Here is a 23,507-nt window from a genome sequence, read left to right on the forward strand (position 1 = left end):
CTAGATTCAGCGGTGTGAGCATTCAGAACCGGCGTGAGCGCGAACGCGCGGAGCGGCATCAGCTGATCATCGACGCGGCTCGCGAGTTGGCCGAGCAGGAGGGCTGGGACGCGGTCACCACGCGCCGGCTCGCGGAGAAGGTCGAGTACAGCCAGCCGGTGCTCTACAGCCACTTCAAGGGCAAGGACGCGATCGTGCGCGCGGTCGCGATCGAAGGGTGCGGCGTACTGGCCAGGGAGTTGCGCAAAGCACGCTCGTCACAAGGGAAGTCACGGCTGCAAGCCGCGGCCGAGGCGTACTTGGAGTTCGCGGAGAAGAGGCCCGCGCTGTACGACGCGATGTTCGTGCAGCAGGTCGACATCCCGTGGGGCACGGACGAGGTGCCACAGGAGCTGCGGGACGCGTTCGGCGAGCTGGTGGCGGCGGTGGAACCCGTTGCGGGCGAACGGGATCTGGAGACGTTGACCGAGGTCTTCTGGAGCGCGTTGCACGGTATCGCCACGCTCACGCACGGGAAGCGGCTGCGGCCCGATCACCACCAGGCCCGGATCGACCTGCTGGTCAGGTCCGTTCAGCTCGGCACAGCACCATGACCGGCTTGGCGCCGACCCGCGTCAGCACCACCGAGGCCTCGGCGGAACCGGAGAGCTTCAGCCGCTTGCGCAACGTGTTCGGGTCGACGTCGAGGCCACGCACCAGGATCTCCAGCCGGCCGATGCCACGCGTCCGGAGCAACGACTTGAGGGCCTTCTCCGTGTAGTGGCCGTGTTCGAGCACGCGGAACGCACGGATGCCCGGAGGAGGCACGGATCCGCTCAGGTACGCGATGCGCTCGTCGAGCTGCCACAGGCCGTGCCGGGCCGCGTAGTGCCGCACCAGACCGGCACGCACGACGGCGCCGTCCGGGTCGATGATCCACTCACCTGGGGCGGCAACAGGGCAGTCGTCGGGCTCGGCGTCGGTGATGGTCCACGACTCCGAACCGTGCAGCACCGAAGCGCGGCGCGTAACCCCTGCGGTGGCGAGGCCTCGCGTCCACAGACAGGCTTCCCGCACCGCCCCGTCCAACGACACGACCTCGATCTCGTCCGCCCACGGCGCGACCGCGAAGTCGATGCCGGGAGCGCACTTCACCGCGAGGTCGACACCCGCGTAGACCGCGGACAGCTCGTCCAGCGGCGGTACGAAGTCCGCCGGGTTCCACTTGCGGCGACCGGCGGAGTCCCGGCGAGCGGGGTCCGCGGTGACGGCACCGGCCCGGGACACCGGCCGCAGAGCGTCAGCCCTGACGACGAGCCGGCCCGGAACGTTGTTGCGCGCCATGGCGAGCCGCACCGGATCGAGGTCCGAACCCACGCAGACCGAAGCGACCTCGCTCAACGCGAAGAGGTCCGCCCCGATCGAGCACGTCACGTCGTGGACGACCCGATCGGCGAACCGCGACGCGCGATGCCGGGCGACGGCGGAAGCGGTGGCCTGCTGCAAGGCGTCGTCGGTGAAGAGCCACGACGCCGCTGAGTCCAGTTTGGACGAAGCACGACGGCGCAGCAGCACGGTTTCCACGACCGGGGCGAAGGACTCACCCAACAGCTTGCGCGCGACACCGACGTCCTGGAGGTGCGACGCGGCGGAGAAGGGCAACGCGTCCACCTCGGCCAGCGCCGCGATCCCCGCGGCGGAGCGCAGGAACTCCACGTCGGCAGAGGTGAACGCGTAACCCAACTCAGGCAGGCTTCTTGCCGGTGATCGACACGTTGTAGAACACCTCGCGCGGCAGGACCTTCGACAGCACGTTCTGGTCCACCCACGAGAGGTTCTGCCAGGTGCGGTAGGCGAACATCGCCCAGCCGAAGCCCAGCTTCTCGCGCGGCACAGCGGCCTCGAACGTGCGCACCGGCCAGCCGAACAGCGCCGCGGACAGCTCGTCGGTCACCGCGTGAACGCCCACAGCACCGGCACGCCTGGCCGTGGCCTCCAGCTGGTCCGGGTCGAACGTGTGCAGGTCGACGACAGCTTCCAGGGCCGCGGCGCGGGAGGACTCGTCGAGCTCCTCCTGCGGACGGCGCCACTCCCCGAGCACGGGCACGGCCTTGGTGATGTTGGTGGTCAGCCACCACGTCGCCTGGCCGAGCTTGCGCGCGTAGAAGTTGCCGATGTTCGTCGGGTCGCCCGCGAACACGAACTTGCCGCCCGGCTTCAGCACCCGCAGCACCTCGCGCATCGCACCCTCGACGTCGGGGATGTGGTGCAGCACCGCGTGGCCGACGACGAGGTCGAACGTGTTGTCGTCGTACGGAATCCGCTCGGCGTCGGCGACCCGGCCGTCCACGTCCAGCCCGAGGTGCTGGGCGTTGCGCAGCGCCACCTCGACCATGCCGGGCGACAGGTCGGTGACCGAGCCCTTCTTGATCACGTCGCCCTGCATGAGGTTCAGCAGGAAGAAACCCGTGCCGCAGCCCAGTTCCAGCGCGTGCTCGTACGGTCCGACGTCACCGGCGGCGGCGCGGAAGCGGTCCGTCGCGTAAGTGATGCAGCGGTCGTCGTAGGAGATCGACCACTTCTCGTCGTACGTGCCTGCTTCCCAGTCGTGGTAGAGCACCTGCGCGAGCTTGGTGTCCTTGTAGGCCGCCTCGACCTCTTCCGCGGAGGCGTGCGGATTGGGTGCCGGATCAGTTGCCACTGAACTTCGCCTTTCCGGGCCCGTTCTCGATGAACGACTCCACGCCCGCCTTCTTGTCCTCCGTCGCGAACAGGGCCGCGAAGAGGTGGCTTTCGAGTTTCAGGCCCGACTCCAGGTCGGTGTCGAGGCCGCCGTCCACGGCCGCCTTGGTCGCGGCCAGCGCCAGCACGGGCCCGTTGACGAACTGCTCGGCCCAGCGCACCGCGGCCGCGTACACGTCGTCCGGTGCCACGACCTCGTCGACCATGCCGATCTCCAACGCCTCCTGGGCGCCGACGAACCGGCCGGTGTACAGCAGGTCCTTGGTCTTCGACGGGCCGATCAACCGCGCGAGGCGCTGCGTGCCGCCACCGCCGGGGATCAGGCCGAGCAGGATCTCGGGCTGGCCGAGTTTCGCGTTGTCACCGGCGATCCGGCGGTCGCAACCCAGCGCGACCTCGAAGCCGCCGCCCAGCGCGTAACCCGTGATCGCGGCAACGGTCGGCTTCGGGATCGTGCTGATCGCGCCGAGAGCGTCCGACAGGCTCTTGGCCCGCAGCGTCATCTCGGCGTGGGAGATCTTCGCGAACTCCTTGACGTCCGCACCGGCGGCGAAGACCTTCTCGCCGCCGTACACGACGACCGCGTAGACGTCCGAACGCTCGGAGGCCTCCTTGGCGGCGGCCTGGAGCTCGGTCTGCACCTGCCGGTTCAGGGCGTTCATCGGCGGCCGCTCCAGGCGGATCGTGCCGATCCCGTCCTCGACTTCCAGCCTCACGAACTCAGCCAACGCCAGCCTCCATTGTCGTCGCGACGGCAGTGTCACGTTACCCGCCGGTAGCTTCTCAGACTTTCCTGCGGGCGAAGAACCGCTCCCCCGACTTTTGCAGTTCGAGGTCCTGGCCGAACGTCTTTGAGAGGTTTTCCTCAGTGAGCACGTCGTCGAGCAGGCCCTGCGCGACGATCGAGCCCTCGCGCAGCAACAGCGCGTGGGTGAAGCCCGGCGGGATCTCCTCGACGTGGTGCGTGACCAGCACCATCGCCGGCGCGTCCGGGTCCAGCGCCAGCTCGGACAGCTTCGCGACCAGGTCCTCGCGGCCGCCCAGGTCGAGGCCCGCGGCGGGCTCGTCGAGCAGCAGCATCTCGGGGTCGGTCATCAACGCGCGGGCGATCAGCGTGCGCTTGCGCTCGCCCTCGCTCAGCGTCCCGTACAGGCGGTCGGCCAGGTGCTCGATGCCGAGCGTGCCGAGCAGCTCGCGGGCGCGGTCGGTGTCTTCCTTGCCGTACTGCTCGCGCCACCTGCCCAGCACCGCGTAGCCGGCTGACACCACGAGGTCCACGACCGTCTCGTCGCCGGGGACGCGGCCGTTCAGCGCCGCGGAGCACAGACCGATCCGAGGCTTGAGCTCCTGGACGTCGGTCTTGCCCAGGCGTTCACCCAACAGGTGGACCTTGCCCTTGGTCGGGTGCAGCTCGGCGCTGGAGAGCCTCAGCAGGGTCGTCTTGCCGGCTCCGTTCGGGCCGAGGACCACCCAGCGCTCATCCAGTTCCACGCTCCAGTCGATGTTGCCGACCAGCACGTTCTTCCCCCGACGGACCGACACGCCCGCCATGTGCACGACCAGATCTGTCACGTCGACGTCCGCCACGAGCCCATTGTTCCGAACGGCCTCGCACCGACCACTCATCGGGGTGGTCCTCGTGGTGGGCGCGCCCACTGCGCCGCCCGCGTGAACTCTCAAGTTTTTTGTCGGTCCCGGATGCCAAGATCGGAGGTATGGCTACGCGACCCGAGTCCGAGGTGCTGGCAGGCCGACCGTTCCCACTGGGGGCACACGCCGAAGCAGGCGGTGTCCGGTTCGCGGTGACGTCCCACGTCGCTGACGCGGTCGAGGTCTGTCTCATCGACGACGACGGGGCGGAAAAACGGGTCGAGCTGACCGAACGGACGTTCGGTGTGTGGCACGGCCTGGTCCCCGGCGTGACGCCCGGCCAGCGGTACGGGTTCCGGGTGCACGGGCCGTACGACGCGGGGCGCGGCCTGCGGTGCAACCCGGCGAAACTGCTGGTCGACCCGTACACGCGGCAGATCAGCGGGCGGATCACGAACCTGGAGGCCTCGCTCGGGTACGTCGGCGACCCGATGCACGGCCCGCCGTCGGCCGTCGACTCGCTGGGGTCGGTCCCGCTGTCCGTCGTCAGCTCGCCCGGCGGCGCGGACACCGGCGTGAAGCCCGAGGTGCCGTTCGAAGAGGCCGTCATCTACGAGATGCACGTCAAGGGCTTCACGAAGCAGCACCCGGACATCCCGGAGAAGCTGCGCGGCACGTACCTCGGCCTCGCGCACCCGGCGGCGATCGAGCACCTCACCCGGCTCGGCGTCACCAGCGTGGAGCTCCTGCCGGTGCAGGCGTTCCAGGACGAACCGTCGCTGCTCAGCCGGAACTCGGTGAACTACTGGGGATACTCGCCGCTCGGGTACTTCGCCCCGCACTCGGCGTACGCGAGCGAGCCGGGCAACGAGATCCAGGAGTTCCGGACGATGGTCGCGGCACTGCACGCGGCGAACATCGAGGTGCTGATCGACGTCGTCTACAACCACACCTGCGAGGGCGGTCCGGGCGGGCCGACGATCTGCTTCCGCGGCTACGACGCGCCGGGCTACTACCTGCACGCGGGCGGTGGCAGCACGGTCGACATCACCGGCTGCGGCAACACCCTCGACGCCGGATCGCCGCAGGTCGTGAGGCTGGTCACGGACTCGCTGCGGTACTGGGCGGACGAGATGGGCGTGGACGGGTTCCGGTTCGACCTCGCGTCCACGATGGGGCGGCCGGGCGGCGGGTTCTTCGACCGCGACAGCGCCCTGCTGACCGCCATCACCACGGATCCGGTGCTGTGCCGGTCGAAGCTGATCGCCGAGCCGTGGGACGCCACCGGCGACGGCTACCGCGTCGGCGACTTCGGCGTGCAGTGGGCCGAGTGGAACGGCCGTTATCGCGACACGGTCCGTGATTTCTGGCGCGGCCACACGTCGGTGCGCGACCTCGCGTACCGGCTGTCCGGGTCGTCCGACCTGTACGCGGACGACCTGCGCAGGCCGTGGCAGTCGATCAACTTCATCACCGCGCACGACGGGTTCACGCTGCGCGACCTGGTGTCGTACAACGACAAGCACAACGAGGAGAACGGCGAGGAGAACCGCGACGGCACGAACGACAACCGCTCGTGGAACTGCGGCGTCGAGGGCGAGACGACCGATCCCGTGATCCTCCGGCTGCGGGCCAAGCAGGCGCGGAACCTGCTCTCGACGCTCGTGCTGTCCACCGGCACGCCGATGCTGGTCGCGGGCGACGAGATGTGGCGCGGCCAGGGCGGCAACAACAACCCGTACTGCCTGGACAACGCGGTGTCGTGGGTCGACTGGACCCGGACCGACGCAGGCGAGGCGCTGCTCGGGTTCACCCAGCGGCTGATCGACCTGCGGGCGTCGTCCCCGGCCCTGCGGCAGCCCGAGTTCTTCGAGGGCCGCACCACGCCCAGCGGCAACCCTGACCTGGTGTGGTTCCGGCCGGACGGGCTGGAGATGGCCGAGACCGACTGGTTCGACGAGGGCCGCCGCACGCTCGGGATGTTCATCGACGGCTCGAACTGCCTGTCGCGCACGCGAGAGGGCGAGCTGGTGTCGGACGACTCGTGGCTGTTGCTGATGCACGCCGGTGCGGAGGCCATCACGGTGACGCTGCCACCCGAGCGGTACGGGCCGTCGTACGAGCCGTACCTGGACACGACGACGGCGGACGGCTCCCCGGCGGCTCCTGGCGCGTTCGGCCCGCGGGAGAAACTGACGATCGAACCGCGCTCGCTGCTGTTGCTGCGAGTACCTCGGTAACCGAGGTTAGATCACCCAGTGGACGCTCTGGTCGCCCTCTGAGAGCTTCTGGCACCATCACGGTCGTGGTCGTCTACTGCTGGACCGACCGCACGATCGACCTCGTGCTCGTGGCGTCGTGCGGGTGTAGCTCGACGCGACGCATGCGCTGACAGCGCCCCGCGTCGCGTCTTGATCGCTACTCCCGTACCGACGTGGCATCAGGAGCGAGTGCGTGACTTCGACATACGCCGGAACCATCTCCGGACAAGATCAGTTCGACCTGCACCCGGCGCTGGACAGTCAGCTGCTGCGTGACGTGATCCACCCGTCCCGGTCGCTGTGGACGCCGCGCGAGCTGCGCGATCTGACCTCGTTCGTGGCGAGCGAGCTGACCACCGGGCTGCTGCGGATCCTCGACTACTCGACCGAACGTCGCTGGTGGGCGCGGCTGGGGCTGACCGAGGGCGTGGAGCTGTGGCTGCTGTCGTGGCTGCCCGGTCAGGGCACCGAGCCGCACGACCACGGCGGTTCGGCCGGGTCGTTCACCGTGCTGAAGGGCGCCCTCCAGGAGGACTACCGCTACCCCGCCGGGCCGATCCGGTCCGCCGTCCGCGGCACCGGGGACGCGCTGGGCTTCGGTTCCGGGCGGGCGCACCAGGTGACGAACCCGTTCGAGGCGCCGGCCGCGACCGTGCACGCCTACTCGCCGCCGCTCGTGCCGACCCGCGAGTACGCGTCGCTGCTCGACATCCCCGAGGAGATCCCGCCGCTGCCCGCGCAGCGGCTCCCCCTGTCCGAACTGCGTCAGCTGGCCGACCAGGAGGGCCCGTGAGCTCCGTCGACACCATCCTCGAAGAGGCCCGGTCCCACCTGTTGCGGCTCGAACCGCACGAGCTGCACGCGCTGAAGGACGCGCTGGTCGTCGACATCCGGCCGATCCACAACCGGCTCGCCGAGGGCGAGATCGAGAACTCCGTGGTGGTCGAGCGGATCGTGTTGGAGTGGCGGCTCGACCCGACCGGCGACTGGCGGCTGCCCGGCTTCACCGCCGACACCACCGTCGTCGTGGTGTGCAACGAGGGGTGGGCGTCGTCGCTCGCCGCTCGTGACCTGCAGCGGATCGGGCTCGCGAACGCGACCGACCTCGTCGGCGGGTACCGGGGCTGGCGCGCGGCCGGGCTGCCGATCAGGGAAGGCGGCTCCCAGTCGGTGGTGTGACCGTGGAACCGCTGTCCCGCCGGTAGCGTCAGGGGAGAAGTGACAGTTGTGCGCTGGGTCGCGACGGCTCTCGTGGTGGCCGGAACGATCGCCTGGACCCTTTCGGAGTGGTACCTCGGACTGGCGGGAGCCCTGGTCGGTCTGCTGCTGGAGCTGACGGCGCCCCAGGCGGGTCTGGCGCTCGGCGCGGTCCTCTTCGGACTCCGCGTCGACCACGTGATCATCGGCGTCGGTGGCGAGCTCAAGTCGTGGACCACGGCGAACCGGCGGATCGTGCTGCGCACCATCCCGGTGCTCGCCTCGATCGGCATCTCCGGACTCAAGCCAGGGGTGCGCCGGCGGACCGTCCTGACCGGAGCGTTCGCGATCGTGTTCTGCGCGGCGATCGTGGCGGCCACCTGGTTCGCGACCGGGTCGGCGTTCGGCAAGGGCCTGGCGCTGGCCGCGACGGCGTGTTTCCTCGTGCAGCTCGTACCGGTCGAGAAGGCCGCCTACACCAGCCTGGGCTGGTTCGTGTTCTCGCTGCCGAAGCTGACCGGGCGGCCGCTCGAAGAACTGGAAGCGCGGCCGCGGGTCGCCGCCGGCATGGACGCCTACTACCGCGGTGACCTCGACGAGGCCGAGCGGATCTGCGCGCGGCTGGCGACGGACCACCCGGACCTGCTCAGCGTGGTCGGACTCAAGGTCGTGACCACCTGCGCTCGCGCCAAGTACCTCGAAGCGCTGCAGGCCGTGGTCGGCCTGACCGGGCGGTCCGACCTGGCCCCGCGCGAGCTGTCCCTCGTCATGGCCACCACGGCCGGGGTCGCGGCGTTCGCGGTGGAGGCCGGGCAGTTCCCCGCCGAGGTCGGCCTGGACACGGCTCGCACCATGCTCGGCAACGCCTACGAGATCGGCTATCCGAAGCACCGCGCGAACGGCACGCTGGCGATCATCGCGTTGCTCGAGGGCGACACGGCGACGGCCAAGCAGCTCGCCGGGTTCGCCGCCGAGTCGAGCGAGAGCGGGGTCGACCGGGCCGACGACCTGATCACCATCGCCAGGGCGTGGATGGCGGACGGCGACAACGCGAAGGCCCGCGAGCTCGCGGCAGAAGCGCACGAGCTCGCGGGCTGGAGTCCGCGGGTGGCGGCGACCCGCGCCCGTCTGGAGATCGCCTAGCCCCCGCTGGACGGGAACGCGGGGGCCCCGCGTTTCCCTCAGCGGCACACGGGGCCCCCGCGTTCCGCCGGAAGGCAGGGGTCAGCCGGGGAATGCGGGCGAATTGTTGCCGTTGCCGCCGGTGTTGCCCGCACCGACGTTGTTGCCGCCGCCACCGTTGCTGTTGCCGTTACCGCCGTTGTTGTTGTTTCCGACGTTGTTGCCATTTCCTCCGATGTTGCCCGATCCGGTGACGTTGCCGTTGCCGGGTGCCCACGGGTTGTGCGACAGCGCGGTGATCGTGATGGGACCCACCAGCTGCGTGTCCAGCACATCCCGGCTCTGGTTGGGAGCGGCCTGTGCGGTCGACGCGAACAGGCCCATGCCTGCGAGTGCGACACCGAGGACGATTGCTTTCTTGATCATCTGCGGTTTTCCGTTCTCCGAGCAGCGGATCGAGCAATCGCAGGCTAACCACACCTTCTCGCCGAAAACGAATCGGTCGCACCATTGTGTGCATTCCCGAAAAACACTTGGACTGCGGCAAACGGGTGACCACGCAGGTCGAATCAACTATTCTTTCCTGCACGGAATACTACGCACCGCGCACAAGGAAAGGGCCCGTCACCGAGATCGGTGACGGGCCCTTTCCCACCCCGCGTCGAGATCAGCTGTGCTCGACCGGCAGCGGCAGACCGGGCAGCGCGGGCAGGCCACCGGGCGGAGCCGGCAGGCCGCACTTGCTCAGCAGCTCGGTGACGGTCTTCAGCAGCGTCGTCAGGATCCCGGTGATCTTTCCGACGTCCGGCAGGCCACCACCGGCGGCGCCGAGGATCGTGCCGCCGAGACCCGCGATGGTCGAGATCAGGTTCAGCACCACCGGCAGACACTGGTCGACCGGGCCGGCGTATTCGACGCCCTTCACCGGAACCGGCACCGGCAGTCCGCTGGTCGGCAACGCCGGCAGACAGCCGGAACTCTGCAGTGCGGACACCAGGCCGAGCAGGTCACCGACCAACGGTGTCACCGCGCCGACGTTCGGAAGTGGCAACAAGCTGCTGACGACTTTCGTGAGCTTCCCGGCGAGGTCGGTCACGATCGCGGCGCAGGCGGCTGGAAGTTCTGGCGCGGCGGGCGTCGCACTGGCAGCCGGGGCCGACGAAGCGGTGAACAGAGCTGCGACGAGCGAGAGTGCGGTAATCGTTTTCTTCACGGCTACCTTCTTCCTCAATGCGCAATTCATTGGAGCCGCGCCGGAAATGCCAGGTAGGAATTCTGGTGCGGTTCATTCCATGCCAAGGAGCGTAAGCCCGCACACCGGCCCCTACCAGCGGAGATCGTGAATTCACCCACTCGAAAAAGGCATCATTCGTTTGAGGGAAGGTCGGCATCGAGCACACGCGTGACGCAGGTCACAAGCAGTGAACAGGAAACAAGGAAGACGAACACATCAGGGCATCCAGCCCGCCGTTTGAAGGCGAACCGGATGCCCTGTGTGGATCTGGTGAACGATCAACTAGCCAGAACGACCCTGCCAAGTTCCGCAGGGGTGGCCAACAGACCGTGCCGCGGCAGCACGCGCACGGTGTAGCCGAGCGCACCGGCGTGCGGCAGTGGCACCTCGGCCTCGTAGTTGCCGTTGCCCGCGTAGTTCATCGGCGAGCTGACGATGTCCTTCAACTCGTCGGAGTCGTTGGACACCTTGCCGAGCACGACCTGAACGTCCACTTCGGACGGCTCCAGCCCGGCCAGCTCGACCCGTGCCCGCACGATGACCGGCGAACCGAGCACCGGCACCGAGGAACCTCCGAGCACCAGGTCGCTGTCGAGCACCCGCACCCGCGTCCACGACGCCCGCAGCCGGTGCCGGTACCCGGACAGCTCCTTCGCGCCGCGGTAGCCGTCGCCGACGACGTTCTGGGCGGACGCGGCGGCCGGCGCGTAGTAGGTCTCGACGTACTCGCGGACCATCCGGGAGGCCTGCACGACCGGCCCGAGCGAGGCCAGCGTGTGCCGGACCATCGACATCCAGCGGGTCGGCACGCCGTCCTCGCCGCGGTCGTAGAACAGCGGCGCGACCTGCGAACCGAGCAGGTCGTACAGGGCGTTGGCCTCCAGGTCGTCCCGGCGGACCGGGTCGTTGACGCCGTCCGCGGTCGGGATGGCCCAGCCGTTGGACCCGTCGTAGAGCTCGTCCCACCAACCGTCGCGAATGGACAGGTTGAGCCCGCCGTTCAACGCGGCCTTCATGCCGGACGTGCCACACGCCTCGAGGGGACGCATCGGGTTGTTCAGCCACACGTCGCAGCCCCAGTACAGATACCGGGCCATGGACATGTCGTAGTCCGGCAGGAACACGATCCGGTGGCGCACGCCCGCGTCGTCGGCGTAGCGCACGATCTGCTGGATCAACGCCTTGCCGCCGTCGTCCGCCGGGTGCGACTTGCCCGCGACCACGAGCTGCACGGGCCGTTCGGGGTGCAGGAGGAGGGACCGCAGCCTCTCCGGGTCGCGCAGCATCAGCGTGAGGCGCTTGTACGTCGGCACGCGCCGGGCAAAGCCGACGGTCAGCACGTTCGGGTCGAACACCGAGTCGGTCCAGCCCAGCTCCAGCGCCGACGCGCCGCGCTGCAGCCACGACTCGCGCAACCGCCTGCGGACCTCGTCGACCAACCGGCCGCGCAGGGTGCTGCGCAGCTCCCACAGGCCCGCGTCGGTGACCGGCTCGAACGCGCCGATGCCGAGCCCGGAGCTCTGGTTGTCCGCTTCGGAGCCACCGAGCAGCTTGCTCATCTCGGTCGCGGCCCACGTCGGCCCGTGCACGCCGTTGGTGACCGACCCGATCGGCACCTCGGTGGTGTCGAAGCCCGGCCAGAGGCCGCGGAACATGTCCCGGCTGACCTCACCGTGCAGTTTGGACACGCCGTTCGCGCGCTGGGCGAGCCGCAGGCCCATGTGGGCCATGTTGAACATGCCGGGGTTGTCCTCGGCACCGAGCGCGAGGATGCGCTGCGTGTTGACGCCGGGCACGAGGTTCTCCGCGCCGAAGTAGTGCTGGACCAGGTCGACCGGGAACCTGTCGATGCCGGCGGGCACCGGCGTGTGCGTGGTGAACACCGCACCAGCCCGCGCGGCCGTCAGAGCCTGGTCGAAGTCGAGGCCGTCGTTGGTGATGTACTCGCGGATCCGCTCGAGGCCGAGGAAGCCCGCGTGGCCCTCGTTGGTGTGAAAGACCTCGGGCTGCGCGTGCCCGGTAAGTTCGCAAAAGGTGCGAACCGCCCTCACGCCACCGATTCCGGCGAGGATCTCCTGGCGGATGCGGTGGTTCTGGTCGCCGCCGTAGAGCCGGTCGGTGACGCCGCGCAGGTCCTCGTCGTTCTGCTCCACATCGGAGTCGAGCAGCAACAACGGGATGCGCCCGACCTGCGCCTTCCAGATCTTGGCGCGCAACATCCGGTCGCCCGGCATGGCCACGTGCACCAGCAACGGCAGCCCGGACGGCTCGGTCAGCAGCTCCAGCGGCAGGCCGCGCGGGTCGAGCACCGGGTAGTGCTCGATCTGCCAGCCGTCGAGCGACAGCGACTGCCGGAAGTACCCGGACCGGTAGAGCAGCCCGACCGCGATCAACGGCACGCCGAGGTCCGACGCCGCCTTCAGGTGGTCGCCGGCGAGGATGCCGAGGCCGCCCGAGTAGTTCGGCAGCGCCTCGTGCACGCCGAACTCCATCGAGAAGTACGCGACGCTCGTGGGCAACGGCGTGTCCGGTGCCCCGTGCTCCCGGCGCTGGGTGATCTCGTCCTGCCTGCGCTGGTACCAGCGCGGCCCTCCGACGTAGCGCTCCAGGTCACTCGCGAGCGCGTGGAGCCTGAGCAGGAACTGCTCGTCTCTCGCGAGTGACTCCAGTTTCCCTGCGTCCACGACGGAGAGCAGGCGCAACGGGTCGCCACCCACCTCGGACCAGACGCGCGGGTCGATCGAGGCGAAGAGGTCCTGCGTGGGCGGATGCCACGTCCAGCGCAGGTTGGTGGCGAGCGTGCTCAGCGCGGACAGGGGCTCCGGCAGGCTGGCTCGGACGGTGAACCGGCGAAGTGCTCGCATGACGAGCGAACTTACCTGCCACCCCACGGGGCCTGACAACGTTCCCGGTCACACCTGCAACGACTTGCAGCTCATTGGCCCGCTTCGCGCGAGTTGGCGATGAGCAGCCTGCCGTCGCGGACCACGAGATCCATCCGGAAACCCTCGATCGAGACGTCGTGTTCGCGGGCGCCCTGCTCGCGCAGCGTGAGGTCGAACTCGACGGCGTACCTCTGGTCGTCCTGCGCGGTGCTGCTGATCCGGGGCTCGCCGTAGACCGCCACCACCTCGTACTGCTTCCAGTACTGGTCGTCCGTCTGCTCGGCGGGCCGGAACTCGGGAACCCAGTCCTGGCGCGTGGCGCGCGCCCGCCGTGTCCGACAGGCTGCGGGACGGCAGGTACTCCGTCACCAGACACGGTTTGCCGTCCTCGATCACGACGTCGAAGACCCCGATGGCGTTCGGGTGCTGCAGCCGGGCGGCGATCCTGCCCTCCCGCATCGCCCGCCGGCAGGCCTCCTCGACCTGGCTCGGCTGCAGGTCGGGCAGCAGGAGCTGCTTGATCGCCACCTCACGGTGCAGCAGCTCGTCGCGTGCGCGCCACACGACGCCCATCGCGCCGTTGCCGAGGCGCTCGAGCAGGACGTACCGGTCGGCAAGTGTCTGCACGGCGTCAGCCCCGCTCCTCCGCCACGATGAGCAGCTTCTCGCCCTTGCCGGAGATCTTGAGCACGTGCTCCTCGGTGGTGGTCTTGTCGGTCTCCGCCTCGGTCAGCTGCAGGGCCGTCGTGACCGTGAAGGTGCCGTCGTCGGACGCCACCACCAGCGGGGCTCCCTGGATCGCGACCTTGGTGTAGCCGCTCCAGTACTCCTTTTCCGAGTTCGGGCTGGGGACGGCGTTCGGATCCCAGTCGCCGAGGGCCCCCTCGACGTCCTTCGGCAGCTTCGCGTAGTGCCGCTGCACGAACTGGGTGACCTGGGCCTTCGAGAACCTGGTGGCGGGCGGTGCGGACGACGGGGGCTGGCTCGGCTTGGTCTGCGGCGGCTTGGTCTGCGTCTGAGGCGCGGGGGTGTTGGTGGCCGGCTTCTCGGAGGTCGTCACCGCCGTCTCGGACGGGGTGATCGGGGTCGACGAGGGGCCGTCCGCGGTGGTTCCGGCCTTGCCGCTCTGGACGATCGCGTAGGCGATGCCGGCGATCAGCAGCACGCCGAGCACCGCGGCGGCGATCGCGAGCCCCCGGTTGCTCTTGCGCTCGGGCTCGGGTTCGTACTCGGGCTCCGGCAACGGTGCGGGCGGGCGAGTGCGCGGTGGCGGGCCCTGCGGCGGCAGCGAGCGCGGGCCCTGGGTGCCGGGTCCGGTGGACGGCATCACGGCGGTGCCGGAGCGGGGCGGCGGGCCGGGCGGGATCACCCGCGTCGCCGTGGAGACGGCGCCGGACGCGATCGCCTTCAGCTCCTGCGCCGCCTGCACGGCGGTGGGGCGTTGCGACGGCTCGTTGGAGAGCATCCGCACCAACAATCCGGTCAACGGGCCCGAGCGCGTCGGCGGGCGGGTCTCGCCGCGGGCGACCTTGTAGAGCAGACCCAGGTCGTTGGTGCTCTTGCCGAACGGCGGTTCGCCCTCGGTCAGCGCGTAGATCGTCGCGCCGAGCGAGAACACGTCCGAGGGCGGCGCGGGGTCGGCGCCGCGGGCCAGTTCGGGCGCGAGGTAGGCGGGGGTGCCGGCGAGCATGCCGGTCTTGGTCACCGCGACGTCGCCGAGAGCGCGCGAGATGCCGAAGTCGGTGATCTTGACGGCGCCGTCACGTCCAATGAGGACGTTGGCCGGCTTGATGTCGCGGTGCACGATGCCCGCCTCGTGCGCGGCGGCCAGCGCGCCTGCCGCCAAAGAGCCGATCCGGGCTGCTTCCTGGGGAGGCATCGGGCCGCGTTCGCTCAAGATCGCGGAGAGGTTCTTGGACGGCAGGTACTCCATGACCAGACAAGGCTTGCCGTTGTCGAGCACGACGTCGTACACGGCGATCGCGTTCGGGTGCTGCAGGCGCGCGGCGATGCGCCCTTCCCTCATCGCGCGCTGAACGGCCTCGTGGGCCTCGTGCGGCTGCACGTCGTTCAGCAACATCTGCTTGACCGCGACGTCCCGGTGCAGGAGCTCGTCGCGTGCACGCCACACGACGCCCATCGCACCGGCACCGAGCTGGTCGAGCAGGACGTAGCGGTCGCCAAGCTTGTTCACGCGCGGGAGGCTACCTGTAGCCCCTTCGTAACGATGTGAGTTACCTGGGAACGGTCCACTGGAGAGAGGACGCGTGGTCAAGGTGATGTCGAGTTGCTCTGGACACAAGAGCGGCTCAAGGTGTGCGATCGACAACGGATGGGTACGGATCCAGATGGGGTAACCCGCTGTAGGACGGCTTGATCGAGCAAGGCAGGATTGCGAGCGACGCGGAGCGACACGGCGGAAGGGCGCTGCCGGATGAGTGGACGACTCGGTATCGACGACGTATCCCCGGTGGTGTCGGCTGGTAGGTATCCAGCCAAAGCCGTTGTGGGAGAACACATTCCGGTGGAAGCGACGGTGTGGCGCGAGGGGCACGACAAACTCGCGGCGACAGTCACGTGGCGCGGACCGGACGACCGAGTCGCCAGGCAGACGAGAATGCACGAGGTCGGCATCGGCCTCGATCGCTGGGGCGCGACCATCGTTCCGGACGCGGAAGGCTCGTGGACTTTCCGGATCGACGCGTGGAGTGACCCCTGGGGCACCTGGAACCACGCCGTTGAGGTGAAGATCGCGGCCGGGCAGGGTCCCGGCGATCTCGCAAACGATCTCGAACTCGGCGCACTGCTACTCGATCGGGTGGCAAGGCGACCCGATCGAAGGCAAGAGCGAGCACTCCTCACGTCTGCGGCGGAAGCACTTCGCGACGAAGACCGGCCGTTGCACGAACGCGTCGCGCCGGCACTCGCCGACGACGTCCAGAAGATCATGTTCGAACACCCGGTGCGCGAGCTGATCACCAAGGGCAAGACGCACAAGATCTGGTGCGACCGCAAGAAGGCCGCGTTCGGTTCCTGGTACGAGTTCTTCCCGCGCAGCACCGGCGGGATCGACGAGACCGGCCAGGCGGTGCACGGCACGTTCGCCACGGCGGCCAAGGAGCTCGACCGGGTCGCGGCGATGGGCTTCGACGTCGTCTACTTCCCGCCGATCCACCCGGTCGGACGGGTGAACCGGAAGGGCCCCAACAACACTCTCGTCGCGGGCCCCGAGGACTGCGGTTCGCCGTGGGCCATCGGCGCGGACGAGGGCGGGCACGACGCCATCGCGCCGGAGCTCGGCACGATCGAGGACTTCGACGCGCTCGTCGAGCGGGCCCACGAGCTCGGCCTCGAAGTTGCGCTCGACTTCGCCCTGCAGTGCGCGCCGGATCACCCGTGGGTGCTCAAGCACCCGGAGTGGTTCACCACCCGGCCCGACGGCACGATCGCGTACGCGGAGAACCCGCCCAAGAAGTACCAGGACATCTACCCGATCAACTTCGACCTCGACCCGCAGGGCCTCTACCACGAGGTGCTGCGCGTGGTCCTGCACTGGGCCGAACACGGGGTCCGGATCTTCCGGGTCGACAACCCGCACACCAAGCCGCCGGACTTCTGGCAGTGGCTGATCTGGAAGGTCAAGGAGGTCTACCCGGACACGCTGTTCCTGTCCGAGGCCTTCACCCGCCCGGCCCGGCTCTACGGCCTGGCCAAGCTCGGCTTCACCCAGTCCTACACGTACTTCACGTGGCGGACCGGCAAGCAGGAGCTGATCGAGTTCGGTGAGGACCTCCGCGACCACTGGAACGAGGCGCGGCCGAACCTCTTCGTGAACACGCCGGACATCCTGCACGAGTCGCTGCAGCACGGCGGTCCCGGCATGTTCGGGCTCCGCGCGGCACTCGCGGCGACGCTGTCCCCCACGTGGGGCGTGTACAGCGGCTACGAGCTGTTCGAGCACGAAGCCGTGAAGCCCGGCAGCGAGGAGTACCTCAACTCCGAGAAGTACCAGCTGCGGCCCCGCGACTACGCCCGCGCTCTCGCGGACGGACGGTCGTTGGAACCGTGGCTGCGCAAGCTGAACCACATCCGCAAGGCGCATCCCGCGCTCCAGCAGATGCGCACGCTGAAGTTCCAGCACATCGAGAACGACGCGTTGGTCGCCTTCTCCAAACGCGACCCGGAGACGGGCGACACCGTAGTGGTGGTCGTCAGCCTCGACCCGCACAACGCGCAGGAGGGGACGCTGTACCTCGACCTGCCCGCGCTCGGGTTCGACTGGCACGAGCGCGTGATCGCGCACGACGAGGTCACCGGCGAGACCTGGGACTGGGGTCAAGCCAACTACGTCCGCCTCGAGCCCTGGCGTGCCACCGCGCACGTCGTGAGCCTGCAACGCCGCTTCAGCTGATCCATGGGGGGCACATTCATGGACGTGAGGTCCATGAATGTGCCCCCCATGGACAACCACGACACCCCCGACGAGGTGGGAGATCATGAACGAAGACACCCGTCCGGACGCGGCGCTAGGGCTGGAAGGCGTCCCGCACACCGGTGAGGCCATCGACGCCCAAGGCATGCTCGTCGAACCCCAGGCCGAGGACTTCAAGTCAGCCAAACCGGCGTCGGCGAACCCGAGCTGGTTCAAAGGCGCTGTCTTCTACGAGGTCCTGGTCCGCGCGTTCAGCGACTCCAACGGCGACGGCACGGGTGACCTCAGAGGACTCGCCTCCCGCCTCGACTACCTGGAGTGGCTCGGCGTCGACTGCCTCTGGCTGCCGCCGTTCTACGCCTCGCCGCTGCGCGACGGCGGGTACGACATCAGCGACTTCCGCGCCGTGCTGCCGGAGTTCGGCACCGTCGAGGACTTCGTGTACCTGCTGGAGGAGGCGCACCGGCGCGGGATCCGCGTGATCACCGACCTGGTGCTCAACCACACCAGCGACGCGCACCCGTGGTTCCAGCAGTCCCGACAGGACCCGACGGGCCCGTACGGCGACTACTACGTCTGGAGCGACGACGACTCGCGCTACAGCGACGCGCGGATCATCTTCGTCGACACGGAGTCGTCGAACTGGACGTACGACCCGGTGCGCGGACAGTTCTTCTGGCACCGCTTCTTCTCGCACCAGCCGGACCTCAACTACGAGAACCCGGAAGTGCAGGAGGCGATGCTCGACATCCTGCGGTTCTGGCTCGACCTCGGCATCGACGGGTTCCGCCTCGACGCCGTGCCGTACCTCTTCGAAGAGGAAGGCACGATCTGCGAGAACCTGCCGCGCACGCACGAGTTCCTGAAGAAGTGCCGCAAGGTCGTCGACGACGAGTTCCCCGGCCGCGTGCTGCTCGCTGAGGCGAACCAGTGGCCGTCGGACGTGGTCGAGTACTTCGGCGACCCGGCCGTCGGCGGCGACGAGTGCCACATGGCGTTCCACTTCCCGCTGATGCCGCGCATCTTCATGGCGGTGCGGCGCGAGTCGCGGTTCCCGATCTCGGAGATCCTGGCGCAGACGCCGGCGATCCCGGAGAACGCCCAGTGGGGCATCTTCCTGCGCAACCACGACGAGCTGACGCTCGAGATGGTCAGCGACGAAGAGCGCGACTACATGTACGCGGAGTACGCCAAGGACCCGCGGATGAAGGCGAACATCGGCATCCGCCGACGGCTCGCCCCACTGCTCGAGAACGACCGCAACCAGCACGAGCTGTTCACCGCGCTGCTGCTGTCGCTGCCCGGTTCGCCCGTCCTGTACTACGGCGACGAGATCGGCATGGGCGACAACATCTGGCTCGCCGACCGCGACGCCGTGCGCACGCCGATGCAGTGGACCCCGGACCGCAACGCGGGCTTCAGCAGCTGTGATCCCGGCCGGATCTACCTGCCCGTGATCATGGACCCGGTGTACGGCTACCAGGGCCTGAACGTCGAGGCGCAGCTCAACAGCTCGTCGTCGCTGCTCAACTGGACCAGGCACATGATCGAGGTGCGCAAGCAGCACCACGCGTTCGCCGAGGGCGACTTCAGCGAACTGGGCGGCTCGAACCCCAGCGTGCTCGCGTACAAGCGGATGTGGAAGCGGCCGGACGGGCGCGAGGACATCGTGCTCTGCGTGAACAACCTGTCCCGCTTCCCGCAACCCGTCGAGCTGGACCTCTCCGAGCACCGCGACTACACGCCGCTGGAACTCACCGGAGGTGTCAAATTCCCCGCGATCGGGGAACTCCCCTACCTGTTGACCCTTCCCGGTCACGGTTTCTACTGGTTCCAGCTGGTAGAGGCGGGCGACGACAGCGAGATGAGGTGAATCGCGCGTGATCGACCCCGACGAGCTCACCGACAAGCTGGTCACCACCCTGCCCGACGTGCTGCCCACGCTGCGCTGGTTCGGCGGCAAGGACCGCCCGATCAACGCCGTCCGTCCACTGCGGACGACACCGCTGGCCGACGACCTGGTGCACGTGATCGTCGAAGTCGAGCAGCCCGGCCGCACCGAGGAGTACCAGTTGCTCCTCAGCGAACACTCCGAGGGCTTCGACGCCACGGCCGATCCGGAGCGCAACGGCGCGCTGCTGGCCAAGATCGCCACCGGCGAACGCGTCAACGGCATCACGTTCGCGCACGAGCAGGGGGTCGAGCTGCGCACGTCGTTGCGCGGCAGGCCGATCGGCGTCGAGCAGTCCAACACGTCGCTGATCTACGGCCAGCAGTACATCCTGAAGATCTTCCGCAAGCTCGCCCGCGGCGAGAACCGCGACCTGGTGATGCACCGGGGGTTGCGGTCCGTCGGCTGCGAGCACATCGCGCTGCCGCTCGGGTCGATCTCGACCGAGCTCGACGGCGACCAGGTCACGCTCGCGATGCTGCAGGAGTTCCTGCCGGACGCGGTCGAGGGCTGGGACATGGCCAAGACCTCGGTGCGCGACCTGATGGCCGAGGCCGACCTGCACGCGTTCGAGGTCGGTGGCGACTTCGCCGGTGAGGCGCAACGGCTCGGCCACGCCGTGGCGAAGGTGCACGCGGATCTCGCCGAGGCGTTCGGGACGCGGATGGCCGACGACGACGCGATCGAGCACGCCATCGCGGGCATGCAACGCCGCCTGGACACCGTGCTGGAGGCGGTGCCGGAGCTGACCCGCTACGAGACGCCGTTGCGCGCCACGTTCGAGGAGGCCAGGCAGCACATCGGGAAGATCCCGATCCAGCACATCCACGGCGACCTGCACCTCGGTCAGGTGCTGCGGACCGTGCACGGCTGGCTGCTGATCGACTTCGAGGGCGAGCCGGCTGCGGGCGTCGCCGAGCGCAACGCGCAGCGGTCGCCGTTGCGCGACGTGGCGGGGATGCTGAGGTCGTTCGACTACGCGGCGCGGCAGTTGCTCGTCGGGCAGCCCGACGACGACCAGCTCGCCTACCGCGCGATGGAGTGGACGAAGCGCAACCGGGCGGCGTTCTGCGACGGGTACGCCGAGGTGGCGGCCGATCCGCGGGACAACGCGCACCTGCTGCGCGCGTTCGAGCTGGACAAGGCGGTCTACGAGGTCGCTTACGAGCACGCCAACAGGCCGGAGTGGTTGACGGTTCCGCTGTCGTCGATCGCCCGGATGACCAGCGGAGGCGAGTAGAACGTGAAGGCCGATCTGGACCGGCTTCTGTCAGGTGCGCACCACGACCCGCACTCGGTGCTGGGTGTGCACACCGTCGGCGACCAGGTGATCGCGCGGGCGCTGCGGCCCGGCGCGACCTCGGTCGCCGTGGCGTGGGGTGACAAGCAGGTCGAGCTGCCACGCATCGCCGACGCGCTCTTCGAGGGCGAGCTGCCCGAGGTGCCCGGCGACTACCGGTTGCTGGTCAAGTACAACGGCGGGCCGGCGGTCGAGGTCGACGACCCGTACCGGTGGCTGCCGACCGTGGGCGAGCTGGACCTTCACCTCATCGGTGAGGGCAGGCACGAACGGCTGTGGGACGTGCTGGGCGCGCATGTCCGAAGCTATGAAACGGCTTCCGGTGACGTCACCGGTGTCTCGTTCGCGGTGTGGGCACCGAACGCGCGCGGCGTGCGCGTGACGGGTGACTTCGACGGCTGGGACGGACGCGCGAACCCGTTGCGCTCCATGGGCTCCAGCGGTGTGTGGGAAGTGTTCCTGCCGAACGTCGTGGTGGGGTCGCGGTACAAGTTCCGCATTCTCGGCCAGGACGGCGTGTGGCACGAGAAGGCCGACCCGATGGCGTTCGCGACGGAGGTCCCGCCGCAGACCGCCTCGGTCGTCACGCGGTCCGAGTACCAGTGGCAGGACGCGGAGTGGGAGGCGCGGCGCGAGGCCACGCAGTGGGCGAACGCGCCGATGTCGATCTACGAGGTGCATCTCGGCTCGTGGAAGCCCGGTCTCGGCTACCGGGAGCTCGCGACCGAGCTCGCGGACTACTGCGAGGACATGGGTTTCACGCACGTCGAGATGCTGCCCGTCGCCGAGCACCCGTTCGGCGGTTCGTGGGGTTATCAGGTCACCTCGTACTACGCGCCGACCTCGCGGTTCGGGTCGCCGGACGACTTCCGGTTCTTCGTGGACACGTTGCACCAGCGCGGCATCGGCGTGCTGGTCGACTGGGTGCCGGCGCACTTCCCGAAGGACGCCTGGGCGCTCGCGAAGTTCGACGGCACGCCGCTGTACGAGCACGCCGACCCGCGGCGCGGTGAGCAGCTCGACTGGGGCACGTACGTCTTCGACTTCGGGCGCAACGAGGTCCGCAACTTCCTGGTGGCGAACGCGCTGTACTGGATCGAGGAGTTCCACCTCGACGGTCTGCGCGTGGACGCCGTGGCGTCGATGCTCTACCTCGACTACTCACGTCCTGAGGGCCAGTGGCTGCCGAACGAGTACGGCGGCCGGGAGAACCTGGACGCGGTGCGGTTCCTGCAGGAGCTGAACGCGACGGTGTACCGGCGGCACCCCGGTGTCGTGATGATCGCCGAGGAGTCCACCGCGTGGCCGGGCGTGACGCGGCCGACGCACCTGGGCGGGCTCGGGTTCGGGTTCAAGTGGAACATGGGCTGGATGCACGACACGCTGCACTACCTGTCACGTGAGCCGATCCACCGGTCGTTCCACCACAACGAGATGACGTTCTCGCTGGTGTACGCGTGGAGTGAGAACTTCGTGCTGCCGCTCTCGCACGACGAGGTGGTGCACGGCAAGGGCTCGCTGTGGGGCCGGATGCCGGGCGACGACTGGAACAAGGCCGCGGGCGTGCGGTCGCTGCTGGCGTTCATGTGGGCGCATCCGGGCAAGCAGCTGCTGTTCATGGGTGGCGAGTTCGGGCAGCGGCAGGAGTGGTCGGAGTCCCGTTCGCTCGACTGGCACCTGGTCGAGCAGGAGCCGTTGCACCAGGGCATCCAGTCGCTGATGCGCGACCTGAACTCGGTGTACAGGTCGGCGGCGGCGTTGTTCTCGCACGACGTGACGCCCGAGGGCTTCCAGTGGATCGACGCGAACGACTCCGGTGGCAACGTGCTGTCGTTCCTGCGGGTCGGTGAGGACGGGGCGCAGCTGGTCTGCGTGGCGAACTTCGCCGGGATGCCGCACCACGACTACCGCGTCGGGCTGCCGACGGCCGGTCGGTGGAAGGAGCTCGTGAACACCGACGCCTCGCATTACGGCGGTTCGGGCGTGGGCAACCTCGGCGGGGTGGAGACCGAGGCCAAGCCGTGGCACGGGCGTCCGCACTCCGCGTTGTTGCAGCTACCGCCGGCCGGTGTGCTGTGGCTGGTGCCCGATCCCGTGACCGAGGTCGAGACTCTCTGACCTGTCCGGCAGCGCTCCGTTCCAGTAGAGCGCGCCGGACACCGTCGCGGTGGCCGGCGGGCTTCCCGCACAGGTGCGCACGACCTGGTCCTCCAGGGCGAACGGCGGGAAGTCCGCGCACCCGGTGACGGTGAGCTTCAGGCTGGTCAGCGGTTCGCTGCCGGTGTTGGTGACGGTGACCTTCAGGGTGTCCTCGGCCGCTTCGAGGTCGACCTCGTAGGCGGACACCCTGAGGAACACGCAGTCCCAGTGGATCTCCGTGGTCGTGGTCGCGAAGAACTGCGCCGCGGTGGCGTCCGGCGGCGCGATCATGCCGTAGCTGTTGTAGCGCTTCGGCTGGTTCTGCAGTGGCCGGCGGGCGTAGGTCCGTCCGGTCTGAACGCCGTCGCCGTCGACGAACCGCAGCCCGGTCGCGGTCGTCGGCCCCGGCTTCCTGCTGCCCGCCCAGACGGACAGGTCGTAGACGCCGCCGGGGACCGCCTCGACGTTGGTGTGCACGGTGCCGGGACCGGTGATCACGCTGCCCCGCGGGTCCGGCGCGATGCCTCCGGTGCAACCGGGCATCGTCGGATCGGCCCCGCTGGGAGGACCGAGAAGGAGCACCGCCGCGAACAGCAATTCGCGCACACGTGGAAATGTAAGTCGATCGGCGGACTCCGGCCCGGTGAACCTGATCAGCCCGCCGCACGTTGGCTT

The 23,507-nt window shown here is 68.9% G+C and carries 19 protein-coding genes and 1 pseudogene; 9 read left to right on the forward strand and 11 right to left on the reverse strand.

Features of this window, described 5'->3' with window-relative positions; all coding sequences use genetic code 11:
- Window positions 1-14: 14 nt before the first annotated feature.
- Entirely contained in the window at window positions 15-593 is a 579-nt protein-coding gene (locus tag G7043_RS02835) for a TetR/AcrR family transcriptional regulator (RefSeq protein WP_166043530.1), read from the forward strand.
- Here the strand turns inward: G7043_RS02835 and G7043_RS02840 are convergent.
- From G7043_RS02840 to G7043_RS02855, 4 genes are read right to left on the reverse strand one after another with little or no spacing between them, the layout of a single operon-like run.
- Entirely contained in the window at window positions 562-1,722 is a 1,161-nt protein-coding gene (locus tag G7043_RS02840; protein WP_166043531.1) for a THUMP-like domain-containing protein, read from the reverse strand. The two genes, G7043_RS02835 and G7043_RS02840, sit on opposite strands and share 32 nt — an antisense overlap.
- A gap of 1 nt (window position 1,723) precedes the next feature.
- Complete coding sequence (locus G7043_RS02845; RefSeq protein WP_166043534.1) at window positions 1,724-2,680, reverse strand: class I SAM-dependent methyltransferase; 957 nt, start codon at window positions 2,678-2,680, stop codon at window positions 1,724-1,726.
- A complete protein-coding gene (locus G7043_RS02850; RefSeq protein WP_166043536.1) occupies window positions 2,670-3,449 on the reverse strand; it encodes an enoyl-CoA hydratase/isomerase family protein in 780 nt (259 codons plus the stop codon). The genes G7043_RS02845 and G7043_RS02850 overlap by 11 nt, the downstream gene beginning before the upstream one ends.
- Window positions 3,450-3,504: 55 nt before the next feature.
- Window positions 3,505-4,347 (reverse strand): ABC transporter ATP-binding protein, encoded by an 843-nt coding sequence (locus tag G7043_RS02855; RefSeq protein WP_166043538.1) that lies wholly within the window; start codon window positions 4,345-4,347, stop codon window positions 3,505-3,507.
- An 89-nt stretch (window positions 4,348-4,436) separates the two neighbouring features.
- Here G7043_RS02855 and glgX point away from each other — a divergent pair, with 89 nt between their 5' ends.
- The 4 genes from glgX (at window position 4,437) to G7043_RS02875 (ending at window position 8,912) form a co-directional block, all read left to right on the forward strand.
- Window positions 4,437-6,551: a glycogen debranching protein GlgX gene (gene glgX / locus G7043_RS02860; RefSeq protein ID WP_166043540.1), complete on the forward strand. Its 2,115-nt coding sequence runs from the start codon at window positions 4,437-4,439 to the stop codon at window positions 6,549-6,551.
- 214 nt (window positions 6,552-6,765) lie between these two features.
- Entirely contained in the window at window positions 6,766-7,365 is a 600-nt protein-coding gene (locus tag G7043_RS02865; RefSeq protein WP_313887678.1) for a cysteine dioxygenase, read from the forward strand.
- Window positions 7,362-7,751: a rhodanese-like domain-containing protein gene (locus G7043_RS02870; RefSeq protein WP_166043542.1), complete on the forward strand. Its 390-nt coding sequence runs from the start codon at window positions 7,362-7,364 to the stop codon at window positions 7,749-7,751. Before G7043_RS02865 ends, G7043_RS02870 begins: the two co-directional genes overlap by 4 nt.
- 39 nt (window positions 7,752-7,790) lie before the next feature.
- Entirely contained in the window at window positions 7,791-8,912 is a 1,122-nt protein-coding gene (locus G7043_RS02875) for a hypothetical protein (RefSeq protein WP_166043543.1), read from the forward strand.
- An 81-nt stretch (window positions 8,913-8,993) separates the two neighbouring features.
- Here G7043_RS02875 and G7043_RS02880 read toward each other — a convergent pair whose 3' ends face one another.
- The 6 genes and pseudogenes from G7043_RS02880 to G7043_RS47490 form a co-directional block, all read right to left on the reverse strand.
- Window positions 8,994-9,317: a hypothetical protein gene (locus tag G7043_RS02880; RefSeq protein WP_166042683.1), complete on the reverse strand. Its 324-nt coding sequence runs from the start codon at window positions 9,315-9,317 to the stop codon at window positions 8,994-8,996.
- Window positions 9,318-9,558: 241 nt separating this feature from the next.
- The gene (locus G7043_RS02885) at window positions 9,559-10,104 is read right to left on the reverse strand and encodes a hypothetical protein (RefSeq protein WP_166043545.1); all 546 of its coding nucleotides are present in this window, start codon (window positions 10,102-10,104) and stop codon (window positions 9,559-9,561) included.
- Between the two features lie 299 nt (window positions 10,105-10,403).
- The gene (glgP, locus tag G7043_RS02890; protein ID WP_166043547.1) at window positions 10,404-12,989 is read right to left on the reverse strand and encodes an alpha-glucan family phosphorylase; all 2,586 of its coding nucleotides are present in this window, start codon (window positions 12,987-12,989) and stop codon (window positions 10,404-10,406) included.
- 71 nt (window positions 12,990-13,060) lie between these two features.
- Window positions 13,061-13,255 carry a hypothetical protein gene (locus G7043_RS47995; RefSeq protein ID WP_242642068.1) on the reverse strand — a complete coding sequence of 65 codons (195 nt, stop codon included), beginning with the start codon at window positions 13,253-13,255 and terminating at the stop codon, window positions 13,061-13,063.
- Between the two features lie 145 nt (window positions 13,256-13,400).
- Window positions 13,401-13,583, reverse strand: a pseudogene (locus tag G7043_RS50320) (serine/threonine-protein kinase); the annotation flags it as partial.
- A 58-nt stretch (window positions 13,584-13,641) separates the two neighbouring features.
- On the reverse strand, window positions 13,642-15,204 hold the full coding sequence (locus G7043_RS47490; RefSeq protein ID WP_313887679.1) for a serine/threonine-protein kinase: 1,563 nt from the start codon (window positions 15,202-15,204) through the stop codon (window positions 13,642-13,644).
- Between the two features lie 240 nt (window positions 15,205-15,444).
- Between G7043_RS47490 and G7043_RS02905 the strand changes: the two genes are divergently transcribed.
- The 4 genes from G7043_RS02905 (at window position 15,445) to glgB (ending at window position 22,811) form a co-directional block, all read left to right on the forward strand.
- Window positions 15,445-17,421, forward strand: a complete 1,977-nt coding sequence (locus G7043_RS02905; protein WP_166043548.1) for an alpha-1,4-glucan--maltose-1-phosphate maltosyltransferase — start codon at window positions 15,445-15,447, stop codon at window positions 17,419-17,421.
- A gap of 85 nt (window positions 17,422-17,506) precedes the next feature.
- The gene (treS, locus tag G7043_RS02910) at window positions 17,507-19,315 is read left to right on the forward strand and encodes a maltose alpha-D-glucosyltransferase (protein ID WP_166043550.1); all 1,809 of its coding nucleotides are present in this window, start codon (window positions 17,507-17,509) and stop codon (window positions 19,313-19,315) included.
- 7 nt (window positions 19,316-19,322) lie between these two features.
- Window positions 19,323-20,633, forward strand: a complete 1,311-nt coding sequence (locus G7043_RS02915) for a maltokinase N-terminal cap-like domain-containing protein (RefSeq protein WP_166043552.1) — start codon at window positions 19,323-19,325, stop codon at window positions 20,631-20,633.
- 3 nt (window positions 20,634-20,636) lie between these two features.
- Entirely contained in the window at window positions 20,637-22,811 is a 2,175-nt protein-coding gene (glgB, locus tag G7043_RS02920; RefSeq protein ID WP_166043554.1) for a 1,4-alpha-glucan branching protein GlgB, read from the forward strand.
- On the opposite strand, the gene G7043_RS02925 is transcribed toward glgB, so the two are convergent.
- A complete protein-coding gene (locus G7043_RS02925) occupies window positions 22,749-23,438 on the reverse strand; it encodes a DUF7850 domain-containing protein (protein ID WP_166043557.1) in 690 nt (229 codons plus the stop codon). The two genes, glgB and G7043_RS02925, sit on opposite strands and share 63 nt — an antisense overlap.
- Window positions 23,439-23,507: the final 69 nt, after the last annotated feature.

Source organism: Lentzea alba, assembly GCF_011067745.1.
GTDB classification, from domain to species: domain Bacteria; phylum Actinomycetota; class Actinomycetes; order Mycobacteriales; family Pseudonocardiaceae; genus Lentzea; species Lentzea alba.

Excerpts from the sequence above, each read along its gene's own strand:
- G7043_RS02855 (WP_166043538.1), bottom strand. The coding sequence starts at position 4,347 with ATGAGTGGTCGGTGCGAGGCCGTTCGGAACAATGGGCTCGTGGCGGAC.
- glgX (WP_166043540.1), top strand. The coding sequence starts at position 4,437 with ATGGCTACGCGACCCGAGTCCGAGGTGCTGGCAGGCCGACCGTTCCCA.
- G7043_RS02880 (WP_166042683.1), bottom strand. The coding sequence starts at position 9,317 with ATGATCAAGAAAGCAATCGTCCTCGGTGTCGCACTCGCAGGCATGGGC.
- glgP (WP_166043547.1), bottom strand. The coding sequence starts at position 12,989 with ATGCGAGCACTTCGCCGGTTCACCGTCCGAGCCAGCCTGCCGGAGCCC.
- G7043_RS02905 (WP_166043548.1), top strand. The coding sequence starts at position 15,445 with ATGAGTGGACGACTCGGTATCGACGACGTATCCCCGGTGGTGTCGGCT.
- treS (WP_166043550.1), top strand. The coding sequence starts at position 17,507 with ATGAACGAAGACACCCGTCCGGACGCGGCGCTAGGGCTGGAAGGCGTC.